The sequence below is a fragment of the Pseudomonas entomophila genome, assembly GCF_013523125.1.
Taxonomy (GTDB): domain Bacteria; phylum Pseudomonadota; class Gammaproteobacteria; order Pseudomonadales; family Pseudomonadaceae; genus Aquipseudomonas; species Aquipseudomonas entomophila_B.
In genome coordinates, this window is record NZ_JAAMQJ010000046.1 from 1 (window position 1) to 14,684 (window position 14,684).

Genomic DNA, 14,684 nt, shown 5'->3' on the forward strand with positions numbered 1-14,684 from the left:
GCGCTGGATTGTGGGCCCTGCGGGCCCAATCGCGGCGCAGGGGCCGCTCACCCGTAGTGCCAGCACGGTGATTCAGCCAGGCGCGGTCTTCTGTAGGAGCGGTCCCTGTGCCGCGATTGGGCCCGCCAGGGCCCACAAATCCAGCCCCGCCGGACACACCGACGAGTGTCTGCCACTCAGCCAACCCCGCTGCTCACCGCTCAGAAAATCCCCGTACGGCGACCCTGCTCCCTGCAACCTAGCGCAACCCCTCGCTCAACTGCGCAATATGCTCCGGCCCGATCCCGCAGCACCCGCCGATCACGCTGGCGCCCTGGGCACGCCAGGCCTGGGCCCAGGTGAGGTACCCCGGTGGGTCCAGGTCTTCACGCAGCTCATCCAGGCCATCGTTCGCCTTCGCCTCCTTGGGCTGCGGCGGGAAGGCATTGGCGTAGGCGCCGATGGCGATGTCGGCGTTCAACCGCTCGATCACCGCACGGGCCGCCTCGACCGCCCCGCCGATGACTTCCGGCTGACTGCAGTTGAACAGCACCGTCTGAACACCCAACGCGGCCACGGCCTCGACCGCTTCAGCCACCGGCTGGCCGGAACGCAGGCGGGGAGTGTCGTCGGTGTCTTCGTCCTGGAGGGTGAATGAGACCCAGCGGGGTTTGCCGTCCTCGGGCAGGTGGCTGTGGATGGCGCGCACTTCCTCGACGGCGCTCTGGGTTTCCATCAGCCACAGGTCGACATACGGCGCGAGGCCTTCGACCAAGGGCAGCACCACCTCGGCTACGCGTGCCGGTTGGAACAGGTCCGGGCGGTACGAGCCGAACAACGGCGGCAGCGAACCGGCGACCTGCACCGCATGCGGGCTGGCATCGGTGGCGGTGCGCGCCAGGCGACCGGCCGTCTGCGCCAGTTGGCGGCCTTCCTGGGCGAAGCGCGCCTCACCGATGTGAAACGGCACCACGGCATAGCTGTTGCTGGTGATTACCCGTGCACCGGCGTCGATGTAGGACGCATGCACGCCTACTATGGCGTCGGGTGCTTCGGTCAGGGCCAGTGCCGACCATTCGGGTTGCCGAAACGGTGCACCGCTACGCTGCAGTTCGCGGCCCATGCCACCGTCGAGAATGACCATCGCTCGCTGTTTCATATAACTACTCTGAAGGTGCTTATGAATAAAATTCACTAGGTACAGTGCGTTTATAACTATTAAATAGCCAAATTCATTTTTAGCCAAATATTCAGGTGGTTACATGCGTCTTTCTTCCTGGCTCAGCACCGGGCTCGTTCTGTTCGCCGTCGCCTCGCAGGCCCATGCGAGCGCGACCCTCGACCGGGTCGAGTCGCGCAAGGAAATGGTCAACGTCCTGATGGAAAGCTATCCGCCGTTCTCGTTTCTGAACGACCAGAACCAGCTCGATGGTTTCGACGTCGACGTGGCCAAGGCCGTGGCCGAGAAACTGGGTGTGAAGCTGCGCCTGGAAACACCGTCGTGGGACGTCATCGCGGCGGGCCGCTGGAGCGGGCGCTACGACGTGTGCATCTGCTCGATGACGCCGAGCAAGGCACGCGCCGAGGTCTTCGACTTCCCGGTGCAGTACTACGCGTCGCCCGCGGTGATCGTGGTCAACGCCCAAGACGATCGCATCCATTCGGCCAAGGACCTGAACGGCCGCAAGGTCGGCCTGACCAGCGCGTCGAGCTACGAAAGCTACCTGAACAAGAACCTGGTGATCGAAGGCGCCGAGGACACCCAGCTCGACTATCCCTTCGACACGGTGCAGGCCGCCCCCTACGACACCGACAACGTGGCCTTCCAGGACCTGGGCCTGGGCGCCGGCGTACGGCTGGATGCCGTGCTCACCAACCTGGTGACCGCGCAGCCGCGCCTGAACCAGGACAAGCGCTTCAAGCTCGCGGGCGCACCGTTGTACGAAGAGCCCAACTCGGTGGCCATCGAAAAAGGTGACCCCGAGTGGGACGCCAGGCTGCGCGAGGTGTTCGCCGCGCTCAAGGCCGATGGTACCCTGGCGACGCTGTCGCAGAAGTGGATCGGTGCCGACATCAGCAAATGAGTGCACGTCCCTCCTCCTCCCTGCCCGCCGCGCGCCTTGCACGCCTGTTCGGTTTTCGTGCGCGGCTGTGCCTGACCTGGCTGGCGCTGTTCGCGGTGTTCGTGATGTTCTTCCTGAGCTTCGATCTGAAGTTCTCGATCATCCTGGAGAAATTCCCCAACCTGGCCGGCCTGCGCCTGGGGCCCAATGGGTTCCTGCAAGGCGCGGCGCTGACCGTGTTCCTGTGCCTGTGCTCGATCGCCGCGTCGGTGTTGCTGGGCTTCGCGGTGGCGCTGGCTCGGCTGTCGCGCAGTGCAGTGCTGGTGGGCGTGGCCAGCTTCTACACCTCGTTCTTTCGGGGCACGCCGCTGCTGATCCAGATCCTGCTGATCTACCTGGGGCTGCCGCAGATCGGTGTGGTGCCGGGGGCGATCAGTGCAGGGATCCTCGCCTTGTCGCTCAATTACGGCGCCTACCTGAGCGAGATCTTCCGTGCCGGCATCCTTGGCGTGGCCCAGGGGCAACGTGAAGCTGCCCTGGCCCTGGGGCTGCGACCGGCGCAGATCTTCTGCCACGTGACCTTGCCCCAGGCCATGCGGGTGATCATCCCGCCCACCGCCAACCAGTTCATCTCGATGCTCAAGGATTCGTCGCTGATCTCGGTGATGGGGGTCTGGGAGGTCATGTTCCTGGCCCAGTCCTACGGGCGCTCGAGCTACCGCTACCTGGAGATGCTGACGACGGCGGCGGTGATCTACTGGGTGCTGTCGATGGCCATGGAGCTGCTGCAGGCGCGGTTGGAACGGTATTACGGTAGGGCTTATCAGCGTTGAGCGGGTGCCATCGCAGGTAGGCTTGCGTGGTATCGAGGCAAGTTCGTCTGAGAGATAAGCGTTGTTGGCTCTGTGGCCCCTGCGGAGCCAATCGCGGGCAAGCCCGCTCCCGCACCCGTAGACACACCGCGATGAGGCAGAGCACTGCGATTCGTGTGGGAGCGGCCCCAGTGCCGCGATTAGGCCCGCAGGGGCCATGAAAACAGCGACGCCTTCGTATCAAACAAGCCTGACTTGATAGCGCCCCGCTCAACCTGCTGCACACGCCTCCAGGGCAAACCGCCGCTTTTCAGATCCAACGCCTGTCTTTCCATGCACCTCCCAGACCCTCTTCCCACATAGCCTCCCCCTATCGTCACAGTGCGAAGGATCAATTCGCGCCCGATGTGGTCATTACGTACTATCGCTTTGCCATTATCTGGCCTTATGCCACTTCTCGGCCCGGCACCTTCACACGTCCTTCAGGTTCTCCAGGCATGAACAGATCACTCCCCCTCGCCACCCGTATCGGCCTTGGCTTCGCCGCCATCGTCTCGCTGCTCGTCCTGGTCACCGCCGTCGGCATCCAACGGGTCGGTTTCATCGATACGACGCTGGAGCATGTCAGCGAGAACGCGGCCAAGATCCAGCGCTATGCGATCAACTTCCGTGGCAGCGTGCACAACCGGGCCATCGCCATCCGCGATGCGGTACTGGTCGACAACGACCGCGACCTGGCCCGCCACCTGGATGAAATGACCACCCTGGAAAACGCCTACACCGAATCCGCCGGGCCCATGGACCAGCTGTTCGCGGCGCGCGGCGTGTCGGCCCAGGAGCAGCAGTTGCTACAGGCCATCAAGGCGATCGAGGCACGCACCCTCGCCTCGTCCAAGGCCGTGCTCGACCTGCGCCGCGCCGGCGACATCGCCGGTGCCCAGGCCTTGCTGCTGCGCGAGACGTCGGGTGACTACAGCGAGTGGCTCGACCGGGTGAACGCGCTGATCGACCATGAAGAGGCGTCCATCAAGCAGCAACTGGCCGAGGTGCATTCCACTGCCAGCCAGTTCCGCGGCCTCATGCTCGGGGCAACCGGCGTGGCCTTGATCCTCAGCGTCCTGCTGGCGATGGTGATCATGCGTTTCGTCCGCGCGACCCTGGGCGCCGAACCGACCGAGGTCGGTCAGGCCATCGAGCGGCTGGCGGCGGGCGATCTGTGCCAGGCGCTCGCGACGCGCTACCCCAACAGTGTCATGGGCGTGCTCAAGACCGCCCAGGACCAGTTGGCCGATACCATCGCCCAGGTCCGCCTGGCGGCCCAGGAGGTCAATCGCTCCTCCGGTCAGCTGTCGCAGACCTCCAGCGCCAACAACGAACAGATCGGCCTGCAGACCCGCGAGACCGAGCAGGTCGCCACGGCCATCGCGCAGATGGCCGCCACGGTCAACGAAGTCTCCGGCTACGCCGCCCAGGCCGCCGAAGCGACGCGACAGGCAGACCAGGAAGTCGAACAGGGCAATCGCCTGGTGGTAGGGACCACCACGGCCATCGAACAACTGGCCACGACCCTGGCCGACACCACCGAAACCGTCGAACAGGTGTCGCGCCAGGGCGAGCGGATCGAGACGGTGATCGACGTGATCAACTCGATCGCTTCGCAGACCAACCTGCTGGCCTTGAACGCGGCCATCGAGGCAGCACGGGCGGGTGAGCACGGTCGCGGGTTCGCCGTGGTGGCCGACGAGGTGCGCTCGCTGGCCAACCGTACGCAGCAGTCGACCGAAGAGATCCGCGAGATGATCAGCGCCCTGCAAAGCGGCACTGCGACTGCCAGCCGAACCATGCGCAGCAGCTGCGAGCTGGCCGATTCGACCGTCACCCAGACCCGTGATGCCCAGCAGGCCCTGGCGCGCATCAGCCAGGAAGTCGGTGCCCTGAACGCGATGAATGCGCAGATCGCCAGCGCGGCCGTGCAGCAAAGTGCGGTGGCCGAGGACGTGGCACAGAACCTCAATCGGATCCATGGCTCGACGGTGCAGTCGTCCAGCGGTTCCTTGCAGGTGGCTTGCGCCAGTCAAGAATTGACCGAACTGGCCGATCGACTGACTGAAAAAGTCGCGATGTTCAAGGTCCGCTAGGCCCAGGACCGACGCCTGGCCCGGGATCATGCACCGGGCCAGGCGCCGGCCGGTACGCGCTGCCCTGGCCGCATTGCAGTAGAATAGGCAGTCGACGCACAGCGTAATGGGATGGTGAATGAGCGCCAACGACCCTCTGGGTTACTACCAACTGCTCGGGTTGCAACCGGGTGCCACACCGCAAGACATCAAGACCGCTTACCGCCGACAGGCCATGGCCCTGCACCCGGACCGCAATCCCGGCCAGGACACCACACCGCAGTTCCAGACCCTCAACGACGCCTTCGCGACCTTGTCCGACCCGGTCGCCCGCGCCGCCTACGATGCGCGTGCCCAACAGTCGCCGCCACCCAAGGCCCCACGCTCGGCCAAACCTGAGCCGGTGCGCTGCTCGCGTTGCGGCAAAGTCTCGGCACAGCCGCGCGTGGTGGTGCTGCGTTCGGTCAGAAGCTTTCTGCTGCTGACGATGCGCAAGCCGATCGCGGGCATCTTCTGCAGCGACTGTGCCCGGCGCCTGGCGCTCAAGGCCTCGGCCACTACCTGGCTGCTGGGGTGGTGGGCCGTGCCGTGGGGGCCGTTGTATTCGCTGCAGGCCTTGTTCGAGAACATGCTCGGTGGCGACCAGCCCGCGCTGGACAACACCCGGCTGCTGGCCTACCAGGCCAATTACTTCCAGACCCAGGGCCGGCACGACATCGCCTACGCCGTGGCCAGCGACGCCTTGAAGTTCTGTGCCAAGATCCGCCCGACGTCCCGTCAGACAGGCTTGATGCATGAGCGCGATGACCTGCGGATCCGGCTCAAGGCCTTTCTCGACGCCTTGAAGCCTGCGGCCCCGTCAGCGCCGCTGAAGAACAGCTGGCGGATTCTCAATCCACTGTTTCCGGCTCATGCCGCGGCCTTGGGCCTGGGGATCGCTGCCCTCTGCTTCGTGCTGGCCACCACGGTGTTCGACACGCCCAAGGCCGTACCTGACGGCAGCGATCAGTATTCGGTCCAGGCGCCGGCCGTCGCGCCTCAGCCGTCCCTCAGCCTGCCGGCTCAACCGGCCTACACCATGCCCCAGCGTGCGCCGAACGGTCAGCCCTGGCCGCAAGGCGCGGGCTACCTCAAAGGTGAAGCGCAGACACGCACGGCCGGGTACTGCCAGGTCACCATCGACAACGTCGCCAACGATGCGGACATGCTGGTCAAGCTGGTGTCGCTGGCCGGCGACACGCCGCGCACGGCCCGCCAGATCTATGTGCCGGCCCACGGTACGTTCACCATGAAGAACGTGCAGCCGGGGCAGTACGATGTGCGCTACCAAGACCTGCGCAACGGCCAACGCTCGCGCTCGCAGGCGCTGACGTTTACCGAGAAGAAGACCGAGCGCGGTATCGAGTACAGCACCCTGACCTTGACCTTGAGCCGGGCCAAAGGGGGCAACGTGCAGGTGTTCGACTTGCCGAAAGAGGAATTCTAGGAGGCGTGAGTCCTTCGTGATTGGGGTATGCCCAGTGTAATGGCGATGGGCTTTGGCGAGGCCATCAAGGGGCGCCTGCTTCCAGGGATCCGGCTGCCAGTGCAGGTTGGCCTGATACGCGCAGTGGCTGATTCTAGGGGACCGAAGGGCCCACAAACCGTAGCCAACGCGTGGATCATGAACTGGAAGCTGGTCCGCCAGGCACGCCCCGTTGCGTCCGACACCTTCCTCTCAGCCGTTCAGCCGTCCTCGATCACGTCCAGCACGATCTTGCCGATGTGCGAGCCCTCCTCCATGCGCGCATGGGCCTGGCTCGCCTCACTCAGGGCGAACACCTGATCGATGATCGGCCGGCAGCGTCCCTGTGCCAGCAACGGCCAGACGTGCGCTTCCAGGCTCTGGGCGATCGCCGCCTTCTCTTCGGCGCTGCGTGAGCGCATCATCGAACCGGTCACGTGGGCCTGCTTGTCGAGCAGCTTCATCAGCTTGAAGCCGTCGATCGTGTCGCCGCCCAAGGTGCCGATGATCACCAGCCGGCCACGCCGCGCCAAGGCGGCCACGTTACGCTCGAAATAGCTGCCGCCCATGATGTCGAGGATCGCATCCACGCCCTTGTCCTGGGTCGCGGTGGCGATGGCGTCGGCGAAATCCACGTCGTGGTAGTTGATGGCCTCGGCACCCAGGGCGCGGATGCGCGCGCACTTGGCCTCGCTGCCGGCCGTGGCGAACGCCTTGATCCCGAGCGCGTCGCAGAGCATCAACGCCGTAGTGCCGATGCCGCTGGTGCCGCCATGCACCAGCACGGTTTCACCCGCGCGGGCCTGGCCCAGCTGGAACAGGTTGGCCCAGACGGTGAAGAAGGTCTCCGGGATCGCCGCGGCCTCGATCATGCTCACGCCTGCCGGCACCGGCAGCACCTGGGTCTCGACCACCGTGCAGTACTCGGCGTAACCGCCGCCATTGGTCAGCGCGCAGACCCTGTCGCCGACCTTGAACCGCCTGGCATCCGGCCCGACCGCGACGACGTCGCCGGCCACTTCCAGGCCCGGCACCGGACTCATGCCGGGCTTCATCGGGTAAGCGCCGGCGCGTTGCAGCACGTCCGGGCGATTGATGCCGGCGGCGTGCACGCGGATCAGCACGTCGTTTGCCTGGGGCGCAGGCGTGTCGGCCTCGGCCAGTGTGAGCACCTCCGGCCCGCCTGGGTGATCGATCTCGATGCGGCGCATGCGCTCGGGGTAGGACATGAGGGGTCTCCTGGCTGTGAAAGGATGTGCAATGGACCGGCCAGGCACGGGAGGTGTTCCGCCCGGCCGCGGCGCCAGGACGACGACCGGCTCCGTTCACGGCCTTACAGCAGGTAGGTCGCCACCACCATCACCGCCGGCAGGGCCAGCGCGGCGAGCAGTGTCTGCCCGGCGATGATCCCGGCCATCAGCGGTGCATCGCCGCCCAGCTGGCGCGCCATGATGTAGGCCGAGGACGCCGTGGGCAGCGCCTGGAACACCAGCGCGGCCATCGCCGCCTCGCCTTGGAGTCCGAACAGCCGACAGAGCGCGACGGTGACCATGGGCATCAGCAGGAACTTGAAGCCGGACGACACGGCGATCGGCGCCAGCCAGTGCCTGACGGCGGACAGGTTCAATGCCGCGCCGATGCACAGCAGGCCCAGCGGCAGGGAAGCCTGCCCCAGCGCCTTGAGCGCCGACTCCAGACCCGGCGGCAGTGACGCTTCGAACAACCGGAACGCACCGCCCAGGGCGCAGGCGAGCAACAGCGGGTTCAGCAGCAGTTGCTTGAGCACGCCACGCCAGGTGGCCTGCTCACCGGCGCCATGGCGCGCGAACACCAGCACGCAGAGGATGTTCACCGTTGGCACGATGGCGGCATTGGCCACGGCCGCCAGGGCGATGCCGTGCGCTCCGAACAGGCCGGCAGCGGCCGAGACACCGACATAGTTGTTGAAGCGCACGCCGCCCTGGAAGACCGACGTGAAGGCAGGATCGTCGAAGGGCAGACGCCGACGCGCCGCCCACAGCACCGCCGCAACCAGCGTGGTGGCGACCACCAGCACGCCCATCAGGCGCCCGACCGGCACCTCGTCCAGCCGCGCCGTGGCCAAACCGTGGACGAACAGCGCCGGCAACAACACGTAGTAGCCGAGCTTTTCGGCCTGGGGCCAGAAGGTCTCAGCGATCCAGCCGCTGCGGCGCAAGGCGACGCCCAGAGCGATCAGCAGAGCGACCGGCACCAGGGCCAGGATCAGCACACCGGTCATCGAACCGGCCCGCCAGGTACGTGTCGGGCCGGCTGCAAGGACAGTGGGTGGGCATGGCGCAGGAAAAGGTCGGGGCTCGGGCTCACGTCAGGCATGGAACGCTCGTGTGTCGGGAAAGCGTTCACGATACCCCTGCACTGTCGTCGCGAACACTGGCATCGCACAACGCCTGAACGCGTATGCACGGCAGCACGGTGCCGAGCGAACGGTTTACACGCGCCGACAGCCTCTGGATGATGGCGACCCGCTTCAATATTCTGGTCTGCCTTCATGCAACTGTTCATCAGCTCCACCTCGCCTTTCGCGCGCATCGTGCGGATCCTGCTGCAAGAAAAGCAGCTCGCGCACGAAGCGATCCAGGTCGACCCTTGGTCGCCACCGCCCGCCCTGCGCGAGGCCAACCCGGCCTGCAAGGTGCCGGTGCTCATCGACAAGGGCGTCGCCATCAGCCACAGCCTGATGATCGTGCAGTACCTGGAGTCGACCTATCCCGAGCGTGCCCTACCGCCCGTCTCGGCCACCGAGACGGCCCAGACCGCCATGGCGTTCGTGGCCCTGGAGGCCTTCGCCTCGCTCATCATCGGTCGTCGCTCACGGGCAGATTTCGACACGTCGCCCGTAGGGCAGCGACGACGTGACGGGTTGGCCGAGGCCCTGCGCCGGCTCGAGGCGCAGCCGCCGGCCTTGGTCGAAGGCGGCATGCCAAACCTGCTGCAGATCGTCGCCGTGGTGCTGCTCGAGGCGGTGCGGTTTCGCTTTGGCGAGGCACCCTGGGTGCCGGTCGTGCCCAGGTTGACAGCGCTGTGTGCCGCACTTGGCCAGCGTCCGTCCTTTCAGGAGACGCGGCCTTTCAGGGTCTAGCGCTCGTGCAAGGCGGCGTCCGCCGACCGTAGGTGCTCGGGTGCCGCATGCGCCGCGCGGCGCTGCGCCCTGAGTTGACGCCGCAAGACCGCCAGGGGCGGTGCGTAGAAGAAGCCGAACGACACCCCTTTGCCCTGCCCCTGGCCACGGTGGTGCAGTCGGTGCGCCAGGTGCAACCGGCGCACATAGCCGTTGAACGGCATCAGGTGTCGCGGCCAGTGCCGATGGAACAGCCCGTCGTGGAAGACCACGTAGAGCACGCCGTACCCGGCCACGCCCAACCCGACCCATTGCAGCGCGGGGAGACCTGACCGGCTCAACAGCATCAAGCCACTGGCGATCAAGGCCAGCGCCAGCAGGTACAGGTCGTTGGGTTCGAGCATGCCCAATTGAGGCCGGTGATGCGAACGGTGCAGCCACCAGCCCCAGCCGTGCATGACGTACTTGTGGGCCAATGTGCCGACGCCCTCCATGGCCACGAGGGTGCCCAGTAGCACGGCAAGGTTGAACAGCATGAGGGGTCCGGGAATGAGCGACGAAAACGCCAAGGGTAGCATTGCCGGTTCGACCTGCGGCCCTCGGGTCACGGTAAATCTTTGTCATGTTTGGCGGCTTGACTGATTTCGATGCCTGCCTTTATCGTCCGCGCCGCCTCGAACCGATTCACTCAGGAGCCTGTATTGGACAGTTATCCCAGTCGCGTGCGACAGGTCCAGACGACACGCTAGCCCAGCCTCTTCGTGCCCCCTCCCGTGACAGAGGGCAGTACCGTCGGCCGGCCTGGCCGATGTTTTCGTAAGCACCCTACCTCCTGCCGGAGAGCGAGGGTGATCGACCTCTCGCGCGTCCTTCAACGAACCGCACCGTCGCCGACGGTGCCTGCGCGGGACTGCCCGCACGTGAGGTCCATCATGGAATGGAAGCTTTTTCTGCTGCGCGTTGGCGCAGCCCTGGTCCTGGGGGCGCTGATCGGCGCCGAACGTCAACTGCGTCAGCGCCTCACCGGCCTGCGCACCAATGCCCTGGTCAGCACCGGCGCCTGCCTGTTCGTGCTGACCACCCAGGCCGTGCCGGGCATGGCGCCCAGTGATGCTTCACGCATCGCGGCCTATGTGGTGTCGGGGATCGGTTTTCTCGGCGGCGGCGTGATCATGCGCGATGGCCTCAACGTGCGCGGCCTGAACACGGCCGCCACCCTGTGGTGCACAGCGGCCATCGGCGTGCTGTGCAGCCTGGACCTGCTGATCGAAGCCCTGTTGGGCAGCCTGATGGTGCTGTGTGCCAACATCCTGCTGCGCGACCTGGCGCAGCGCCTGGATCGCCAGGATGTGCTCGCGGCCACTGAAGCAGAGCAACGGTTCGACCTGCGCGTGGTGTGCCGCCGGGGCGAAGACATTCATGTGCGCAGCCTGATGCTGCAAGGGCTGAGCGATCCGAGCCTGCGTCTGCAGGCCTTGCATAGCCAGACGCTGCCGGACCCTGCCTGCACCGAAGTGCGTGCCGAGATCGTCGGCAGCACCCTGGCACCGACGCAGCTCGAGTCGCTGGTGAGCCGCATCGGCCTGGAGCCGGGCGTCAGCGCCGTGAAATGGCAATTGCGCACGTCGACCGGGCGTGACTGAGCGTCACGAACCGTCCGCGATCCAGTAGCGGTCGCGGCCTTGGCGTTTGGCCTGATAGAGCGCCTGGTCGGCAGCGCCGGTCAGGGCTTCTGGCGACAGCAGCGCATGCCCTGGCGTCGCGATGGCAATGCCTGCGCTGAGCGTCACCCGCCCCAGCGGGCTGGGTGCATGGGCCAGATCGAGGTCACGCACCGCCTGCAGGATTTCGTTGACGATCGATTCGGCACCGGCCTGGTCGGTGTCGGGCAGCAACAACGTGAACTCCTCCCCGCCATAGCGCACCGCCAGGTCGGCTGGCCGCTTCAATGCCGCACGCAGGACGTCGCCCACCCGTCGCAGGCAGGCGTCACCGGCCTGATGCCCATAGTGGTCGTTGTAGAGCTTGAAGTAATCGAGGTCGAGCATGACCGCTGCGATGGGATAGCCCTGACGTTGGGCGCGCTTGACCTCGTGGGCCAGCTCATTGTCGAGCTGCCGCCGATTGCCGAGCCCGGTCAAGCCATCGGACAGCGCCAGGTTTTCCAACGCTTTGTTGGCTTGCTGCAGGGCATTCTCGAGCACCAGGCGTTCACGCAGCTGACGCAGCACCACCCACCCGAAGGCCGACAACCCGAACACCAGCAACAGCAGCACGATGGCCGTCTTGATCACGTCGTGCCGCCAGGGGGCCATGATCGTATCTCGCGACAGACCGGCCTCCACCAACAGCGGATAACTGCTCAGCGCCTTGTAGGCGTAGAGCCGCCAGGTGCCGTCGACCACGGCCTGGGCCTCGGTGACCCCTTCGTCGGCATAGGGCAGATGATTGCGGAAGATTTCGCTGTCGACCAGGCTGCGCCCGACCTGCCCGGCAATGAAGGGCCGGCGCACCAGAATGGTCCCGTCGCGCTTGGCCAGCACCAGCGCCCCGCGCTCGTCGATTTCGAAAGCGCCGTAGTAGCGCACGAACCAGTCGACCTTGATGGTGCCGAGGATCACCCCGGCGAAGTGTCCGTCGGCGTACTCCAGGCGGCGGGAAATGGGAATGATGAGGTCGCCCGTGGAGCGGCTCCTGACCACCGAGCCGATCTGCACGCTGCGGTCGCGGTGATTGCGGTGGTAGCTGAAGTAGGCACGGTCGGCATTGTTGGCGTCCTGGGGGATGACGTCCTTGTCCGTCACCACCCAGCGGCCCTGGGCGTCGTACACGAACAGGCCGTGCAGCTGCGGCATGATGCGCGACTGCTGGTAGAGCGCGGAATGCAGACGTTTGCGGTCGAGCTTGTCCAGCCCATCGCCTTCGATGCGCTCGGCCAGGGCCGCCGTGACCACATCCACCTGGCGGATCGCATCGTCGGCATGCTGTGCCGTGGCGCGCGCCAGGTTGGACACGGTCACTTCGGCGCTTTCGAAGGCGTGGCGGTAATCACGCCAGATCCGCCAGCCCTCGACCGCCACGAAGGTGAGCAGGACCACGGCCATGAAACTCAGCGTCAGGCGAAACAAGGCGGCCGACCGCGCCGGGTCGGACAGCCGCGTGTCGATGTCGTCAGGTGCATCCGATCGGCGACGAGTCGTCATGATCAACCTTGAGGAGGCCTAGGCCGAGCGGCGCTTGCGTGTGCCCAGCTCGATCCAGGTCGGTGCGTGATCGCTGGGATGGGCCTCGTTGCGCACCCAGGCATCGACCCCTGCCTGTTTCAGATACGGCGCGGCAGCGCGGTTGAGCAGCAGGTGATCGATACGCAGGCCCGCGTTGCGTGGCCAGTGATTGCGGAAATAATCCCAGAAGGTGTAGAGCCGCTCCTGAGGGTACTGCTGGCGTAGTCCATCGGTCCAGCCCTGCTCGAGCAGCGTGCGGTACCGCTCGCGCGAGGCCGGCTGCAGCAGGGCATCCTTGCGCCAGGAGGCGGCATCATAGACGTCCTCGTCCGTCGGCACGACGTTGAAGTCACCGGCCAGGATGACGGGATGGTCGCTGTCGCACAGGGTCTGGGCGTGCTGGTTCAGGCAATCGAACCAGGCGAGCTTGTAATCGAACTTCGGCCCCGGCTGCGGGTTGCCGTTGGGCAGGTAAAGGCAGCCGACCACGACGCCTTGCACGGCCGCCTCCAGGTAACGGCTTTGCTTGTCGTCTTCCATGCCGGGCAAACCGCGGCGGATCTCCAGCGGTTCGCTCCCACGGGCCAGAATCGCCACGCCATTCCAGGCCGCCTGTCCATGGTGCAGACAACCGTAGCCGCTGCGCTCGAGCGCCTCGCGGGGAAATGCGCTATCCGTTGCCTTGAGCTCCTGCAGGCACACGATGTCCGGTTGCTCACGCGCCAGCCAGGTGCACAGGGCCTCCAGGCGGGTGCGGATGCCATTGACGTTGAAGGTGGCGATCTTGAGGGCTTTCATGGGCTCAGGCATCCGGATCGTCGACGTGCGCCTGCACCGCACGCTCGAGTGCATGGGCATGCGCAGTGTCGGCCAGGGCCTTGAATGCCAGCCAGTCGTCCCAGTCGATGATGCCATCGTCTCGCAAGGCTTCAGCCGTGCGGATCAGTTCATGATGGTAGGCATCGGGGGAGTCGTCTCGATAGCTGACGTCGTCGTACTGGGCATACCAGGCCGCCAGTTCGGGAATCGTGCGTTCGATGCTCATGCAGCGCCTCCTGTGCAGGTCCGTCTGTTTTTCTGAGCCTGCACGCCAGGCGATCGTTCAACGGGATTGCTCCAAGGGCACTGCGCGTGGAAAAAAATGAAAACTTTGGCGGTCAGGTGGGTTCAACCCTAGGTGAGCAGGTGCATGAGCTGTCCATCACGACTGCCGTGATCATCGCCTGATCCCGTTGCGTCAGGCTGGCCGGATGCTGCACATCACGAGCCGGCAGCTTTGAAGCGCAACCCGAACCCGTACCCATCGACACGAGGTAACGTATGAGTAACGACGCACTGCAGGCCGAACTCCTCACCCGCTTGCTGCATGCCCATCCTCAGGGCCTGGGCAAGGAAATCCTCGACAACTACCGTGGCGAAAAAGCAGTCGCGGGCATGCTCAAGACCTTGCAGGACCAAGGCTTGATTCACGCTGGCAGCGTCAGCGTCGAAGACCATGAGATGAGCGTGAGCTATCCGATCAAGCTGTCGTCGGCTGGTGTGGACGCCGCCAAGAGTGCCGAAGCCAAAGCCAAGACGCAGCTCGACACCTGATGCAGGACGGGGCATGCATCCTTTATGGTGCACGCCCCTCCGAGGTCAGGCCTTCTTCTCGTGGTCACGTGGCGCAATGGCCGGGCCTTCCGGATCCACCTGAGGATCCTCTAGATCCGGGGAATCCGGATCGAAGCCCAGGTCACTGCCTTTGTCCGCATCTTCCGAAGAATGAGGGCCCTTGTCGTGGCCAGTGGACGGATGTTTCGAGTCATGGTTGGACATGTGCATTCTCCTGTGAAGGTCTATAGAAGAAAGCCCCACGCCCAGGAAGTTTGATTTATCTGCCCTG

15 protein-coding genes are annotated in these 14,684 nt (G+C 65.4%); 7 read left to right on the forward strand and 8 right to left on the reverse strand.

Annotated elements, in window-relative coordinates:
• Positions 1-238: 238 nt before the first annotated feature.
• Positions 239-1,123, reverse strand: coding sequence for a homocysteine S-methyltransferase family protein (locus G7007_RS19015; protein ID WP_181104302.1), 885 nt, complete (start codon positions 1,121-1,123; stop codon positions 239-241).
• A 118-nt stretch (positions 1,124-1,241) separates the two neighbouring features.
• On the opposite strand from G7007_RS19015, the gene G7007_RS19020 reads away from it, so the two are divergent.
• From G7007_RS19020 to G7007_RS19035, 4 genes are all read left to right on the forward strand, one after another.
• Complete coding sequence (locus G7007_RS19020; RefSeq protein WP_181104250.1) at positions 1,242-2,063, forward strand: ABC transporter substrate-binding protein; 822 nt, start codon at positions 1,242-1,244, stop codon at positions 2,061-2,063.
• Positions 2,060-2,875, forward strand: coding sequence for an amino acid ABC transporter permease (locus G7007_RS19025; RefSeq protein ID WP_181104252.1), 816 nt, complete (start codon positions 2,060-2,062; stop codon positions 2,873-2,875). Before G7007_RS19020 ends, G7007_RS19025 begins: the two co-directional genes overlap by 4 nt.
• Positions 2,876-4,284: 1,409 nt before the next feature.
• Entirely contained in the window at positions 4,285-4,992 is a 708-nt protein-coding gene (locus G7007_RS22565) for a methyl-accepting chemotaxis protein (protein ID WP_375139507.1), read from the forward strand.
• Positions 4,993-5,110: 118 nt separating this feature from the next.
• Entirely contained in the window at positions 5,111-6,457 is a 1,347-nt protein-coding gene (locus G7007_RS19035) for a J domain-containing protein (protein ID WP_181104255.1), read from the forward strand.
• 239 nt (positions 6,458-6,696) lie between these two features.
• Here the strand turns inward: G7007_RS19035 and G7007_RS19040 are convergent, their stop codons facing one another.
• Both G7007_RS19040 and G7007_RS19045 read right to left on the reverse strand, forming a co-directional pair.
• The gene (locus G7007_RS19040) at positions 6,697-7,704 is read right to left on the reverse strand and encodes an NAD(P)H-quinone oxidoreductase (RefSeq protein ID WP_181104257.1); all 1,008 of its coding nucleotides are present in this window, start codon (positions 7,702-7,704) and stop codon (positions 6,697-6,699) included.
• Between the two features lie 104 nt (positions 7,705-7,808).
• Positions 7,809-8,735, reverse strand: a complete 927-nt coding sequence (locus G7007_RS19045) for an AEC family transporter (RefSeq protein WP_181104259.1) — start codon at positions 8,733-8,735, stop codon at positions 7,809-7,811.
• 270 nt (positions 8,736-9,005) lie between these two features.
• On the opposite strand from G7007_RS19045, the gene G7007_RS19050 reads away from it, so the two are divergent.
• Complete coding sequence (locus tag G7007_RS19050; protein WP_181104261.1) at positions 9,006-9,596, forward strand: glutathione S-transferase family protein; 591 nt, start codon at positions 9,006-9,008, stop codon at positions 9,594-9,596.
• On the opposite strand, the gene G7007_RS19055 is transcribed toward G7007_RS19050, so the two are convergent.
• Positions 9,593-10,111, reverse strand: coding sequence for a beta-carotene hydroxylase (locus G7007_RS19055; protein ID WP_181104262.1), 519 nt, complete (start codon positions 10,109-10,111; stop codon positions 9,593-9,595). The two genes, G7007_RS19050 and G7007_RS19055, sit on opposite strands and share 4 nt — an antisense overlap.
• A gap of 396 nt (positions 10,112-10,507) precedes the next feature.
• On the opposite strand from G7007_RS19055, the gene G7007_RS19060 reads away from it, so the two are divergent.
• The gene (locus G7007_RS19060) at positions 10,508-11,218 is read left to right on the forward strand and encodes an MgtC/SapB family protein (RefSeq protein ID WP_181104264.1); all 711 of its coding nucleotides are present in this window, start codon (positions 10,508-10,510) and stop codon (positions 11,216-11,218) included.
• Between the two features lie 3 nt (positions 11,219-11,221).
• Here the strand turns inward: G7007_RS19060 and G7007_RS19065 are convergent, their stop codons facing one another.
• Genes G7007_RS19065 through G7007_RS19075 form a run of 3 tightly spaced genes read right to left on the reverse strand, consistent with a single transcriptional unit; the run spans position 11,222 to position 13,844 of the window.
• Positions 11,222-12,778 carry a diguanylate cyclase gene (locus G7007_RS19065; protein WP_181104266.1) on the reverse strand — a complete coding sequence of 519 codons (1,557 nt, stop codon included), beginning with the start codon at positions 12,776-12,778 and terminating at the stop codon, positions 11,222-11,224.
• An 18-nt stretch (positions 12,779-12,796) separates the two neighbouring features.
• Entirely contained in the window at positions 12,797-13,597 is an 801-nt protein-coding gene (gene xth / locus G7007_RS19070; protein ID WP_181104268.1) for an exodeoxyribonuclease III, read from the reverse strand.
• Between the two features lie 4 nt (positions 13,598-13,601).
• Positions 13,602-13,844 (reverse strand): hypothetical protein, encoded by a 243-nt coding sequence (locus G7007_RS19075; protein ID WP_181104270.1) that lies wholly within the window; start codon positions 13,842-13,844, stop codon positions 13,602-13,604.
• 275 nt (positions 13,845-14,119) lie between these two features.
• On the opposite strand from G7007_RS19075, the gene G7007_RS19080 reads away from it, so the two are divergent.
• A complete protein-coding gene (locus G7007_RS19080; protein ID WP_181104272.1) occupies positions 14,120-14,392 on the forward strand; it encodes a hypothetical protein in 273 nt (90 codons plus the stop codon).
• 45 nt (positions 14,393-14,437) lie between these two features.
• Here G7007_RS19080 and G7007_RS19085 read toward each other — a convergent pair whose 3' ends face one another.
• A complete protein-coding gene (locus G7007_RS19085) occupies positions 14,438-14,617 on the reverse strand; it encodes a DUF6021 family protein (RefSeq protein WP_181104274.1) in 180 nt (59 codons plus the stop codon).
• Between the last annotated feature and the right edge of the window lie 67 nt (positions 14,618-14,684).

Bases quoted from the DNA above. Each gene is read 5' to 3' on its own strand.
- G7007_RS19060 (WP_181104264.1), top strand. From the start codon at position 10,508: ATGGAATGGAAGCTTTTTCTGCTGCGCGTTGGCGCAGCCCTGGTCCTG.
- G7007_RS19020 (WP_181104250.1), top strand. From the start codon at position 1,242: ATGCGTCTTTCTTCCTGGCTCAGCACCGGGCTCGTTCTGTTCGCCGTC.
- G7007_RS19035 (WP_181104255.1), top strand. From the start codon at position 5,111: ATGAGCGCCAACGACCCTCTGGGTTACTACCAACTGCTCGGGTTGCAA.
- G7007_RS22565 (WP_375139507.1), top strand. From the start codon at position 4,285: ATGGCCGCCACGGTCAACGAAGTCTCCGGCTACGCCGCCCAGGCCGCC.
- G7007_RS19015 (WP_181104302.1), bottom strand. From the start codon at position 1,123: ATGGTCATTCTCGACGGTGGCATGGGCCGCGAACTGCAGCGTAGCGGT.
- G7007_RS19055 (WP_181104262.1), bottom strand. From the start codon at position 10,111: ATGCTGTTCAACCTTGCCGTGCTACTGGGCACCCTCGTGGCCATGGAG.
- G7007_RS19040 (WP_181104257.1), bottom strand. From the start codon at position 7,704: ATGTCCTACCCCGAGCGCATGCGCCGCATCGAGATCGATCACCCAGGC.
- G7007_RS19045 (WP_181104259.1), bottom strand. From the start codon at position 8,735: ATGACCGGTGTGCTGATCCTGGCCCTGGTGCCGGTCGCTCTGCTGATC.
- G7007_RS19065 (WP_181104266.1), bottom strand. From the start codon at position 12,778: ATGACGACTCGTCGCCGATCGGATGCACCTGACGACATCGACACGCGG.
- G7007_RS19080 (WP_181104272.1), top strand. From the start codon at position 14,120: ATGAGTAACGACGCACTGCAGGCCGAACTCCTCACCCGCTTGCTGCAT.
- G7007_RS19085 (WP_181104274.1), bottom strand. From the start codon at position 14,617: ATGTCCAACCATGACTCGAAACATCCGTCCACTGGCCACGACAAGGGC.
- G7007_RS19075 (WP_181104270.1), bottom strand. From the start codon at position 13,844: ATGAGCATCGAACGCACGATTCCCGAACTGGCGGCCTGGTATGCCCAG.
- xth (WP_181104268.1), bottom strand. From the start codon at position 13,597: ATGAAAGCCCTCAAGATCGCCACCTTCAACGTCAATGGCATCCGCACC.
- G7007_RS19025 (WP_181104252.1), top strand. From the start codon at position 2,060: ATGAGTGCACGTCCCTCCTCCTCCCTGCCCGCCGCGCGCCTTGCACGC.
- G7007_RS19050 (WP_181104261.1), top strand. From the start codon at position 9,006: ATGCAACTGTTCATCAGCTCCACCTCGCCTTTCGCGCGCATCGTGCGG.